Raw genomic sequence first — 13,229 nt, 5'->3', positions numbered from 1 at the left:
AGTATGAAATTTTTGGTTGGCCTTTTCAGAACACTTAAAAATTATGTTCATTGTGATGTTAACTTTTTGAAGCTAAGTGTAATCATGATTGTTTTATGTGGAGCTTCTTTTTTTTCGATAGCTGATGAATTTTCACCTCAACAATGTGATGACCTCAAAAGACAGGATGGTTTTTCTGTTGCTTTCACTGTGCCAAACCCAAAGACAGTTACAGTAGTACTTGAGTCAAATAAACCAGATGTTGTCTTATGGTCGAGTGTAGCTAGTAGTGCTGCCAAGATAACTGATGAGAGTGTGAGCCCTGGAGAAAGAGTCCTGCTAGTTTACAAACCTATATCTAATAATGGTAAGTATGGACGCTTAATTTACAAGCTTGATACCGGTGCGGGGTATATACAAAAACAGTCATCTCTGATTTGGATTAATGGAGGGAATGGTACTTTACAAGTTTCGGGAGATACTGTTGTCGTGGAGTGTGCCGATGGAGAAGAAGAACCTGACCCGATTCCTAAGTTAGAAGACGTATCTTATGAATTTGGCTCTATTGAAGGGATGGATTGTACTCATGGTTGTAACTTGTTATTCCAGAATCAATATGAGAATCCGATCGTTTTCTTAATGTCGACCATTAATCCTGATGACATTATCAATAGCGTGCCAACAAAGGCCAGTGTTGCAACGATTTGGAACTCAAAGAAAGGAGCGACTATTGAGAGTGAGTCGATGCCGGGCACTTCAAAATCAGACCGAATGTCACCTATCTACTATTTTGTTACCGAGCCTGGAAAATTAAAGTTCTATGATTCTAGTGGCACTGCCGTTTATGGCGAAGCTGGTATCAAAACAACAGACCTAGCTCAATGTACAAGTGGATGTGATAGAGCTGATGATTGGGAGAATATTGACTATCAGCTGGGAAGCATTACCGCACCAGTTATCATGGCTCAAGTCCAAGGAAAAGACTCTAAGTGGGCAACTACCGCTATCCAAAGTGTCAATTCAACAGGCTTTGACTTGTCTCTTGAACGTGGTCGTCAAGGGCCTCTCAGTTCTGGCTCTAAAGATATCGCTTATCTAGTTGTCCCTGAGTTTCATGGCAAAGATGAAGGTTTGCAGTCAAATATCGAGTTTTACCAAGGTTCTAGGGATTATGCCCAATCAAACGAATTACCCAAAACAAAGTCTATTGGCTGGTCATGCGAAAACAATAAAGTGAATTTACATCAGAACTTCTCTAAGTTCGGTGTGATTGTGAATAAGCAAAGTCGAGTAGGCAGTCATGGTGGATGGCTTCGTTATTGTAAGCAATTTGAGGAAGGTGGGAAGCCAGCTTTTACTTTCGCGTTTGACGAAGATATAGAGTCTCTTGTTGACCGTAAGCACGGCAGAGCAGAGTCTATCGGGTATTTTGCGTTTGAAATTCCTGAGGTTGAGATCCCTGTCAACGTATGTAACCTGTTCCCTGAGCCAATTCAAAGTTGGACTGGGGTGAATAGTGAGTTAACCGTAACCAATAATTCGGTTCGTTTTTTAGGTTGGTCAGATGATTATATATCTCGATATCTAAATACTAAGTCTGATGACTACCAATTCTATGACGACTCCGCGAGTTTGCGCCATGCAATGCAGCAATATTTAATGCTAGGTTTCGATCATGCAAACTATGACACATTAGATAAAATATATAATAACCCTATTTGTGAGGGACAATATGGTTGCGATCTTGGTAACAATGATTCATTAAATAGCTTGCGTAAAGTTGATGGTGCAAATGTGGTGTCGGTTCCAACACAAACACCTAGCGATTCACTTATTTTAAACGCCGGTAATGACAATATCGCCCTTTCATGTGGTGCGGGTTCATCTCTATGCTCATATCAAGAAAGTGGACGAAATGTTGAAGTCACTATAGAGAAAGACCTTGCTAGTTTGACGCTTAATAAGTGGGGGGCTGACTATAATGTAGTTCGAGTAAAGCTTAAGGACGGCATTTATATTTCAAACTTAGATATATCAAACGGTAATGATGTTGAGTTGGTTGTTCCTAAGCTAGCTTCAGTAACATTTGGCTCGTTTAAATACAGCTCAGGATCGACTCAATTTATTTTTGAGTCAGGAAGTCAACTCAATGTCATTGATGAAATTCGTTTCTCAAATAGAGTTGAAATATCTTCGGAAGATGCCTATCCAATAATCTACGCACCAGATGCTAAAGTGATCTTTGAAGGAAGTAACTCGATATTTAAAGGATTTATTCTTGCGGATTACCTTGAATTAAACCAATCCTCAGTCGAAGGTGCAGTAACGGCACGAACGACCCAATTTAATTCTAACGTAACTATTAATAAGCCTGACTATAGTTGTCCGCTTCCTCCGCTCCCAACAGGTTCTCTTGTCGTTATCCCCAAATATTCGCATGTTCTAACCTGTGAGGTCGCTGAGGTTGAGTTTAAAGTCGTAGATGATGATGGCAACGTGATTAGTACCGTTCAAGATAATTTCACTGCATCACATACACCAAGTTCTACTGGGAAGTGGTGTGAAGATGAGAATGGAAACAGTTGCTCTACATCTTCGGGGGATTACCAAAGTCATTTTGTGAATGGGCAAAAAACTTTGTACTTATCTTCTTCTAAATTAGATAGCTATGATGTCAGTGGTACTTGGAATGGCGACTTAGAAACGGCCACATCAAAAATTAACGTTGTACCTTATAAGTTTGATGTTGATGAGCAGTTTGTTGTGGCTGGCGAGGGGTACGAAGTGACGGCAAAAGTATCGTCTTGTAATACGCAAGATTCTTCTTTGGCACAAGATTATGTAGGCACGCCCAAAGTTAGTCTAGGTATCGTCCAACCTGCGACCGGAAATGGTGCGATAACCTTATTAGATTACACGCCTGATTTTGAGTTAAGTGATCAAGGTGAAACAACCGACACACTTTCGATTCAAGAGTCAGGTCAATTCAAAGTAACGTTGACCGACAATAGCTTTGACTGTAGTGAGATATCGGGATGTCCTGAAAGCGGTGTCGATAAACTTTCAGGTAGCTTCTTGATTAACTCTCGCCCTTGGCAATTTGCAATCTGCACGAATAGCAGCTCTGACGGTAACAGTAGTGGTAAGAGTGCGTTTGTTGCTGCGGGGGAAGAGTTTGATGTGTTTGCCAAACCAATTAAGTTCACGAATGACTCTAGTCAGCTGTGCAACAATAGCTTAGTAACACACAACTATTTGCTGTCCTCTGGTGCTGTCGTTGCAACTCATACTCTGGATACACCTAGCAATAATGGTGCAGTGCTTGGTACCTTAGAGCCTGGCAGCCAATTGACTCAGTCTAGTTCTAATATTGATCTTGCTGATAATGGTTATAAGTTCAATAATTTAAAATACTCAGAAGTTGGCAGTATTAACTTTAAGGTAACTGAAAAGCCAGACAGTTTTTACGGCCAGATTCTTGGAGGCTTTTCTGGTAACAAGAATATAGGGCGTTTTTACCCTGATCACTTAACACTTATTAGTAACAGTTGGAACTATTCTAGCGGTCACGATAATTTTGCTTATATGGCACAGGATGTTTCTTTCAATTTTATCGTTGAAGCCCGGAATCAATCTGACGAACCAGTGAATAACTACAGTCTATTTACGAAGACATTAAAGGCATCGATCAAGCACGTAGCGATAGACGAAGATGGTTCAGTTTTAAATACAAGGATTTGGTTATCAGGGAAACCAGGTACGGACATTACTAGTTGGGGAGGAGACGATTGGTCTTCGGCTCGTTTGACTATTGATCATGTTGATTATGAATTCTTAAGATTAGTGAGTGAAGATGGCCCATACGATGGTACTAATAGTGAATTTGGATTGTGGGTCAGTGATAAAGTTGATGGTGTAGATTTGCAAATTCGAGATTTAGAAAATACTAATGCAGGTTATACCAATGGCACGAAGTTTAGTGCTCAACCGGATTTTAGATATGGAAGGATGTCTCTCAAAGATGTAGGAGGCAATCAAGGTAGTAGTATCCAAGTTCCATTAGAAGTTCAGTATTGGTCTGGAAGTAAATTTGAGATTAATTCTGATGACAGTGGAAGCCAGTTTAATGGTAGTGATTACTGTGTAACTAAAATTTGGGATGATTCAGAGGTTACAGATGCCAAGTTAACTAGCGATACAGATGATAATGGAAGTGATGATATAGCCTCAGTATTGAAGGGGATATCAAGTAACCTTATTGCTAAGCAAGATACTAGTCGTCGTGAGCAAGTAAGGTTGTTTTTAAGGCAGGGGAGTTCACCAAGTGGAGCTACTTGTTTTGGAAGTGAGGGAACTCAACCTTGGCTACAGTATAACTGGAGAGGCTTAGGTGACGAAGATCCCTCTACCGTCGTAACATTTGGTATCTACCGCGGTAACGATCGTGTGATCTACCGAGGTGAAAGTGGTTTAACAGGTCAGTAAAAATATAATTTTTGCCCCTTAAGTTAGGAATCTGTAAGAAATTGCGGGTTTCAGTCCATGTTTATACTTCAATGCCTTGCCGTGACAGCAAGGCATTGGTACATTTAGTGCAATTTTTGTCTTCTAATTCTTGCAGGATGAGCGAAGAATATGTTTAAAAAACTTCGTGGCATGTTTTCAAACGACCTATCGATTGATTTAGGTACAGCCAATACCCTTATATATGTAAAAGGCCAAGGCATTGTTCTTGATGAGCCTTCCGTTGTCGCTATTCGCCAAGATCGTACGGGGTCTGCAAAGAGTGTAGCTGCTGTTGGTCACGCTGCTAAGCAAATGCTTGGTCGTACGCCTGGTAACATTTCAGCGATCCGTCCAATGAAAGACGGTGTAATTGCTGACTTTTACGTAACCGAAAAAATGCTTCAGCACTTTATTAAGCAAGTGCATGACAACAGTGTGCTTAAACCAAGCCCTCGTGTTTTGGTTTGTGTACCTTGTGGTTCAACTCAGGTTGAGCGTCGTGCTATCCGTGAATCAGCGCTAGGGGCTGGTGCTCGTGAGGTTTACCTAATCGATGAGCCTATGGCTGCTGCGATTGGTGCTGGCCTACGTGTCTCTGAGCCAACGGGTTCAATGGTTGTTGATATCGGTGGTGGTACGACTGAAGTTGCGGTTATCTCACTTAACGGTGTGGTTTACTCGTCTTCTGTACGTATCGGTGGTGACCGTTTTGATGAAGCGATCATCAACTACGTTCGTCGTAACTACGGTAGCTTGATCGGTGAAGCGACAGCAGAGAAGATCAAACACGAAATCGGTTCAGCTTACCCTGGCGATGAAGTCGATGAGATCGAAGTACGTGGTCGTAACCTTGCTGAAGGTGTACCTCGTAGCTTTAGCCTGAACTCAAACGAAATTCTTGAAGCACTTCAAGAGCCGCTATCTGGCATCGTATCTGCAGTGATGGTTGCACTAGAACAGTGTCCGCCAGAGCTTGCTTCTGATATTTCAGAAAACGGTATGGTACTGACCGGTGGTGGTGCACTGCTTAAAGATATTGATCGTCTGCTAACAGAAGAAACGGGTATCCCTGTTGTTGTGGCAGAAGAGCCATTAACGTGTGTTGCTCTAGGTGGCGGTAAAGCCCTAGAGATGATCGACATGCACGGCGGCGATCTGTTCAGCGAAGAATAATATCTAGTGTTAGGCTCTTTTCTTATCTAGTTTTATGTAAAGAGCCTAGGACCTTGTCTATAGGATCAAATGTAGCTCTAGGACCAAATATAGAATGAAGCCAATTTTTGGTAGAGGTCCCTCTCTACAATTGCGCCTGTTTTTTGCTGTAATTTTATCAGCCAGCCTTATGCTGGCTGATAGTCGTTTAGATGCTTTCTCAAATGTCCGCTATCTATTGAACAGCATGGTTGCACCTATTCAATATGCAGCCAACTTACCTCGTACTATGTTCGATGGTGTCTACGATCGTTTTAGTACTCGTAAAGGCCTTATCGAATCCAACCATAATATTAAACGAGAAGTCTTGCGCCTGAAGAGCGAGCTGATTCTGCTTGAGCAATATCAAGAAGAAAACAAGCGCCTCCGTAAGTTGTTAGGATCTCCGTTTATCCGTGATGAGAAGAAAGTCGTCACAGAAGTTATGGCGGTAGACACTTCACCATATCGTCATCAAGTTGTGATCGACAAAGGTCAGATTGATGGGGTGTATGAAGGTCAACCGGTGATCAACGAAAAAGGCATTGTCGGCCAAGTGACTTTTGTTGCTGCTCATAATAGTCGTGTCCTGTTACTGACTGACGCAAACAATGCGATTCCCGTACAAGTTATTCGCAACGATATTCGAGTGATCGCTTCGGGCAATGGCATGATTGATGAGATCCAGCTAGAGCACATTCCAACCAGTACCGATATACAAGAAGAAGATCTATTGGTGACATCTGGACTCGGTGGAGTATATCCAGAAGGTTATCCAGTCGCCTACGTTACTGCCGTTGATTACGACCCAAAACGTGAATTTGCCGTTATCAAAGCGGAGCCTGTGGTTGAGTTCGATAAGCTCAGATACTTGCTGCTAGTATGGCCTGATGAAAACAAACAGATGCAAGCGGATCAATCCAGCATAGAACAAGCATTGTTAGAGGGCGAAGATGGCCAATAGCGTTTTAAGAAGCAAGGTAGTCATTGGTTGCTCATTTTTAGTAGCCCTTATTCTGCAAACGATTCCTTGGCCTGGTAGTTTGGATCTATTTAGACCATCTTGGCTGCTACTGGTTACCTGTTACTGGGTTTTGGCCCTACCTCACCGTGTTAACGTGGGTAGCGCTTTGATTCTGGGCTTATTGTGGGATCTATTGATAGGCTCGACGTTAGGTATTCGAGGCATGATGATGGCAATCGTTATGTACATTATTGCGATGAATTTCCTAGTTATTCGTAATATGGCGCTATGGCAACAAGCGATGATTATTGCTGCGTTAACGGTATTGTTTGAGGTGTTGATCTTCTTTGGTGAATATTTGATCCAAGATGTCGTTTTCAATCCATTATCGTTATGGAGCGCATTGATAAACTGTATACTTTGGCCTTGGATGTTTCTATTAATGAGACGCGTACGTCGTCATTGGCATGTAAGGTAGAGTGACAATGGAAAAGAAGCATTTAGTTTTGGCATCCGGTTCACCACGCCGCAAAGAACTGCTATCTCAACTTGGTTATGAGTTTTCTGTCCTTGTAACTGATGTTGAAGAGTGTAAACACGCCCAAGAAACCGCCGAAGAGTACGTTAAGCGACTATCTTTAGATAAAGCTTTAGCTGCGTTGTCTTTATTGAAAGATAACCCTTCTGAAAAGCAGCATGTCGTTCCTAGTTCTGATAATGTAGTTTCTAGTGTTGATAATGTAGCTGTTGGCTCTGGCATCGTAGCTCTTGACTCTGATGCTATTTCTCTTGATTCTGAAACAGTCGTTCTTGGTTCTGACACAGTCGTCGTAAGCCAAGGGCAAGTGCTCGAGAAACCCACCGATTTTGCCGACTCTAAGCGCATGCTTACTCAGTTAGCAAACGAGCGTCACCAAGTGATGACGGCGGTTTCTGTGGTTTCAGAAGAAAAACAAAGAACAGAAATCATTATTACCGACGTATGGTTTAAACCCCTCAGTGAACAAGAAATAGAACAATACTGGCAAACAGGGGAGCCATGCGATAAAGCCGGTAGCTATGGGATCCAAGGTTTGGGTGGGCGCTTTGTTACCCGAATCGAAGGTAGTTATTACGCCGTTGTCGGCTTGCCTTTATATGAAACGGACCAGCTACTGCAAGAATTCTTATAATTACTAATCTGAGGTGCACCATGAGTGCTGAATTGTTGCTGAACGTGACCCCGAGTGAAACTCGCGTGGCCATGATTGAAGGGGGGGCTCTTCAAGAGATCCATGTCGAACGAGATGCTCGACGCGGTATCGTAGGAAATATCTATAAAGGACGTGTAAGCCGTGTTCTTCCGGGAATGCAGGCGGCTTTTGTGGATATAGGCCTTGAGAAAGCAGCTTTTCTACACGCCTCTGATATTGTTCCACACACTGAATGTGTCGCTGAAAACGAAAAGAAGCAATTTCAGGTTCGTGACATCTCTGAGCTTGTTCGCCAAGGACAAGACATTGTGGTTCAAGTCGTCAAAGATCCTCTTGGTACCAAAGGTGCCCGCTTAACGACTGATATTACTTTACCGTCTCGTTATTTGGTCTTTATGCCGGGCGCAAGCCATGTCGGCGTTTCTCAACGTATCGACAGTGAGTCTGAACGTAACCGCCTTAAAAAAGTGGTGTCTCGTTACTGTGACGAACACGGTGGCTTTATTATCCGTACTGCAGCTGAAGGCGCAGACTCGAATGAGTTGGCACAAGATGCGGCATTCTTGAAGCGATTATGGCTAAAAGTGTTAGAGCGTCGTGGTAAACACAAAGCTCGTACTCGTCTATACGGTGAACTTTGCCTAAGCCAACGTATCTTACGTGACTTTGTGGGTACTGAGTTGAGCCGAATCCAGGTCGATTCGCGTTTAGAATATGAAAACCTAAAAGAATTTACTTCTGAGTACGTGCCAGAGCTGACTGAAAAGCTTGAGTTGTATGAAGGCGACAAGCCTATCTTTGATATGTACGATACCGAGAACGAAGTTCAACGCTCTTTGGATCGTAAAGTCGAATTGAAGTCTGGTGGGTATCTGATTATCGACCAAACGGAAGCGATGACGACCGTCGACATCAACACCGGTGCCTTTGTCGGTCGTCGTAATCTAGAAGAGACGATTTTCAACACCAACGTAGAAGCGACGCAAGCCATTGCTCGTCAGCTGCGTTTGCGTAACTTAGGTGGCATCATCATTATCGACTTTATCGATATGCTGTCTGAGGAACATCGTAAGCGAGTACTAACTTCTTTAGAGGCGGCGCTAGACAAAGATCGTGTGAAAACCAATATCAATGGCTTTACACAGCTTGGCTTGGTTGAGATGACGCGTAAACGTACTCGTGAAAGTATTGAGCATATTCTGTGTTCGAGTTGTCCTGCCTGTGAAGGGCGTGGCAGTGTGAAAACAGTTGAAACCGTTTGTTATGAAATCCTTCGAGAGATCACACGAGTGAATCGTGCGTATGACGCTGATAAGTTTGTGGTCTATGCGGCAGCTGCCGTTGCCGAAGCACTAGAGGGCGATGAGTCACATGCGCTTGCGGAGCTTGAAGTGTTTATTGGTAAACAAGTTAAAATCCAAGCTGAGCCTCTGTACATACAAGAGCAGTTTGATGTTGTTATGATGTAATGGATATTTTGTGAGTTCAAGCGTTACTCTGATTCTTCGTGCATGTCTATGGTTAGTGGTTACTCTCTTAGTAACGCTAGCCATTGCTGTTACTACACTGCGTGTAGCCTTACCCAATTTAAATAAGTATCAATCTGAAATTGAGCTTTGGGTAAACCAACATTCCGGTTTTGAGTTTTCTATTCAAGATGTGGGCGGTTTTTGGCGTAACACTCACCCTTCTATTGCTCTACAAGGCGTTAAAGCCAGCCTCCCAAATGCAGAAGATGTGACCTTCTCTGTTGAGCGTGTTGAAGTCGAGTTTGACTTGGTTCAATCGCTCGTTCAGATGCGTCCAGTTGTGGCCGATCTGGTCATGAATCAAATGTATCTTGATATTCGCTCAATTGATCTGTTTGCTGGAAACGGTACAGACGAACCTAAAGACCCCGGTTCTTCGAAGCGTGTGATGAAAGAGCTGGATAATTTACTATTGAAAACTTTGGTGGATGTGACCGCTAAAGATTCTTCACTTCTCTATCGCTCAGTTTCGGGCGAAGATCGTCAGCTCGATATCGACATTTTAAAATGGCAAAACACAGATAAACATCACCTTGCTGAAGGGGTTGTTAGCATTAAAGACGCCAATCTTAACTCGTTGTCAGTAAGTGCTAACTTTATCGATGGTGGCTCATTAACCGATGTAACCGGTGAGTTCTATGTGAGTGCAGATAACATCTCGGTTAAACCATGGCTAACCCGTTACATGCAGGCTGAGTCTGGTGTTGAAACCGGTACAGTGAGTTTGAATAGCTGGCTGACCTTGAGAAACAGCAAACCAGTGAGTGCGTATGTTGAGGTGTTACCTTCTGAATTGACTTGGAACGAAGATGGCCAACATGATCTGATGCTTGAGTCAGGGGTCTTTAAGTTGTCTCCAATTGATGATGGATGGCAAGTGAATGGTCACTCACTTAATCTTAGAACGGATGATAGGCCTTGGCCTGAGTTAGATGTTGCCTTCAAGTGGAATAGCGGCCCTTGGGAGCTCAATGTTTCTGAACTCGATATCGAAACACTGACGCCGTTGATTAAGTTGCTGCCTGATTCTGCGCAATCAACCAAAATGATCAATTCGTTGAAGCCTGGAGGCTCCGTTTCTGATATTCGGGTCTCAATGGATTCTGGCATCGAAAGCTTACGTTATTCAGCGAGTTTTAGTGATCTTGCCATTGAGCAATGGGAGTTGGTTCCGGGCTTCAGCCAAGTTTCAGGCAGTGTGTTTGGCTCTGCATCTGAAGCGAAAGCCAGTCTGCATGTGATTGATGATGTGTTTCCTTATGGTGATGTATTCCAAGCGCCTTTGAATATCAAACAAGGTCAGGTTGACATTGTTTGGCAGCAAGATGAAAGCGGTTGGAAGCTTTGGTCCGATAAAATCACAGCAGCCACGCCAGATTTACAAGTACTAGGCGCATTTCGCTTGGACTTCCCAAAGGATGCTAGCCCATTCTTATCCTTCTACGGCGAAGCGGACGCTTACAATGTCGGAGAAACATGGCGTTATTTACCTACATTGGCACTTGGACAAGATCTTACCGACTACCTTTCTACTGCGATTCAAGCGGGTAAAGCCGACACTGTTAAGTTACTTTGGCATGGTGAATTAGCCCAGTACCCCTACACCAATCACGATGGTATTTTCCAAGTTTGGGTTGGGTTAGAGAACGCGAAATTTAGTTTTGATACCGGTTGGCCACTGATTACTGATCTACAACTTGATCTGTTGTTTGAAAATGATGCGATGCATCTTGATTCTCGTTCCGCTCAATTGATGGATGTGACGGCAGACCGAATCACAGGACGCATTCCTTATTTAGGGGAAGGCGGCCATATTGAAATTGAAGCTAAAGCGACGGCGTCAGGTAATGCGGTTCGTGATTACATGACGGCTTCACCATTGGTTGATTCTGTGGGTGCCGCCCTAACGGCGCTGCAAGTGAGTGGTGATGTATCGTCTGAATTCCAACTTAATATTCCTTTTGATTCCGAAAAAGAGCCAAGAGCGTGGGGTTATGCTGATCTCAAAGATAACCATGTAGAGATTGAAGCGCCGCCAATGGTGCTTGAAAACACCACTGGGCGTATTGAATTTGATAATGATGTGATTACGGCCAACGGTCTCGCTGCCGATTTATTAAAGCAAGGTATTTCTGTCGATTTTAAGGGCTTAAATGATGGCCCAGGTTATGCCGTTGATATTGATGTGTTAGGCGATTGGGACGTTAAGCCTCTAGAGCCTTATGTAGGTGAACAGTGGTTGAGCCGCTTGTCAGGTCATGCGCAATGGCAAAGCCAGATTGATATTCAACTTAATGACATCGGGTTTACTTACCAATTAGATTTACAGTCAGATCTTAAATACTTGGCGAGTGATTACCCGTATCCATTGGCGAAAAAATCACTAGAAAGTGGTTCTGCAAGGCTTCAAGCCTCGGGCAACCAAGAGTCGATTACCGCGCGTCTGCAACTGCCGAATACTAAATACCAAGCTGAAATTGATATTACTGGCGATGTTCCTGAGTTAACGGCGACCAACTTAGTGCTGGGTCGTGGTGGCTATAAAATTAGCCCTGTCGTTGGGCATCATGCGTTGATTCGTACGGATAAATTTAATGCTGATGATTGGTTATCAGTGGTGATGGAGCCAGTGCAACCGTCAGATGCAATACTTAGCCAAATGAACACGCCAACCATTCCAGCGCCAAGCCGTATTACCTTTGAGAGTAAAGAGCTGATCTTAGGTGGTATTTCTTGGAATGATGTCGACTTTAGCGCCCGCAAGAACAAACAAGCGTGGCAAATGGAAGTGTCTAGCCAAGAGATCGAAGGAGATATTAATTATCTGCCTCCTTACGACTTAACCGTTTCTCTGGATCGCCTGCATCTGTTTGTTCCTGAATGGAGTGATAAGAAAAACCAAGAACAACTACTTCAACGTAAAGAACAAGAAGCACCATTGATCTCTAAGCTAGATAGAGAGATCTATGCTGCGATGCCTAACCTGAAGTTAACGCTGAACGATTTTTGGTTACAAGGCTATAAGGTCGGTACCGTCGATGTTGAGTTAACTAGACAAGACGATCGGCTTGAGTGGAACAAGATTCAAGTTCGTAGCGGGAGCAATAAAGCCGATGTGAGTGGCTGGTGGGCACTGAATGGTGACAAGAGTCATTCATCGCTAACCGTTGACATTGAAGGTGAAAACAATAGCGAGCTCATGGAGCGTTTCGGCATTACATCCGGAATTCAAAAAGCGCCATTCGAGTTAGAAGGCCAACTGAACTGGGATGGTTCGCCATGGGGGATCAAAATGGATACCCTTGATGGCAACGTTAAAACCAAGTTTGGTAAAGGTATCATCTCGGATGTCAGTGGCGCGGCTCGATTGCTGGGGTTGTTTAGCCTAGATTCGATTATCCGTAAGATGCAGCTCGATTTCTCGGATGTGTTTGATAAAGGCATGGCATTCAATAGCATCACAGGAACGGGCAAGATTCAAAATGGTATCTTCCTGACGAACGATCTGAATATGGATGCGGTCGCGGGTGAGATGAAGATCAAAGGAATCGCTAACCTCAACACGCGCTTGGTCGATGCTGAGGTGAACTTTACTCCTGATATTACCTCGGGTATTCCAGTATTAACGGCCTTTGCGGTAACGCCTCAAACGGCGCTGTATGTATTGGCCGTGACTACGGTTATATCGCCGGTGGTTGAAGTCTTTACTCAAGTGAATTACTCGGTAAAAGGCCCATTGGATTCACCTACGGTAAGTGAGCTTTCTCGTAGTTCTGGCGAGTTCCAGCTACCCGAAAAATTGAGAAAATTAGCTGAGTAGTTGATAACAAGCCAGTCGGTTAATATACGGTCAAATGCCGATTTCTG

General features: G+C 43.5%; 7 protein-coding genes. All 7 read left to right on the top strand.

Features of this window, described 5'->3' with window-relative positions; translation table 11 throughout:
• Positions 1-3: 3 nt before the first annotated feature.
• Complete coding sequence (locus AACU28_RS22830; protein WP_121603626.1) at positions 4-4,464, top strand: DUF6701 domain-containing protein; 4,461 nt, start codon at positions 4-6, stop codon at positions 4,462-4,464.
• 150 nt (positions 4,465-4,614) lie between these two features.
• Positions 4,615-5,658: a rod shape-determining protein gene (locus AACU28_RS22825; RefSeq protein WP_017080865.1), complete on the top strand. Its 1,044-nt coding sequence runs from the start codon at positions 4,615-4,617 to the stop codon at positions 5,656-5,658.
• A gap of 94 nt (positions 5,659-5,752) precedes the next feature.
• The gene (mreC, locus tag AACU28_RS22820) at positions 5,753-6,640 is read left to right on the top strand and encodes a rod shape-determining protein MreC (protein ID WP_004735927.1); all 888 of its coding nucleotides are present in this window, start codon (positions 5,753-5,755) and stop codon (positions 6,638-6,640) included.
• Positions 6,630-7,118 (top strand): rod shape-determining protein MreD, encoded by a 489-nt coding sequence (gene mreD / locus AACU28_RS22815; RefSeq protein ID WP_004735926.1) that lies wholly within the window; start codon positions 6,630-6,632, stop codon positions 7,116-7,118. Before mreC ends, mreD begins: the two co-directional genes overlap by 11 nt.
• A gap of 7 nt (positions 7,119-7,125) precedes the next feature.
• Positions 7,126-7,812, top strand: a complete 687-nt coding sequence (locus AACU28_RS22810; RefSeq protein WP_017090476.1) for a Maf family protein — start codon at positions 7,126-7,128, stop codon at positions 7,810-7,812.
• A gap of 20 nt (positions 7,813-7,832) precedes the next feature.
• Positions 7,833-9,302 (top strand): ribonuclease G, encoded by a 1,470-nt coding sequence (gene rng, locus AACU28_RS22805; RefSeq protein WP_004735923.1) that lies wholly within the window; start codon positions 7,833-7,835, stop codon positions 9,300-9,302.
• Between the two features lie 10 nt (positions 9,303-9,312).
• Positions 9,313-13,182 carry a YhdP family protein gene (locus AACU28_RS22800; protein ID WP_121603625.1) on the top strand — a complete coding sequence of 1,290 codons (3,870 nt, stop codon included), beginning with the start codon at positions 9,313-9,315 and terminating at the stop codon, positions 13,180-13,182.
• Positions 13,183-13,229: the final 47 nt, after the last annotated feature.

Source organism: Vibrio sp. SBT000027 (genome assembly GCF_963894355.1).
GTDB classification, from domain to species: domain Bacteria; phylum Pseudomonadota; class Gammaproteobacteria; order Enterobacterales; family Vibrionaceae; genus Vibrio; species Vibrio splendidus.
Note: the sequence above shows the minus strand (reverse complement) of the source record. Positions and strands in the feature narration are given on the sequence as shown.

Excerpts from the sequence above, each read along its gene's own strand:
- AACU28_RS22830 (WP_121603626.1), top strand. The coding sequence starts at position 4 with ATGAAATTTTTGGTTGGCCTTTTCAGAACACTTAAAAATTATGTTCAT.
- AACU28_RS22825 (WP_017080865.1), top strand. The coding sequence starts at position 4,615 with ATGTTTAAAAAACTTCGTGGCATGTTTTCAAACGACCTATCGATTGAT.
- mreC (WP_004735927.1), top strand. The coding sequence starts at position 5,753 with ATGAAGCCAATTTTTGGTAGAGGTCCCTCTCTACAATTGCGCCTGTTT.
- mreD (WP_004735926.1), top strand. The coding sequence starts at position 6,630 with ATGGCCAATAGCGTTTTAAGAAGCAAGGTAGTCATTGGTTGCTCATTT.
- AACU28_RS22810 (WP_017090476.1), top strand. The coding sequence starts at position 7,126 with ATGGAAAAGAAGCATTTAGTTTTGGCATCCGGTTCACCACGCCGCAAA.
- rng (WP_004735923.1), top strand. The coding sequence starts at position 7,833 with ATGAGTGCTGAATTGTTGCTGAACGTGACCCCGAGTGAAACTCGCGTG.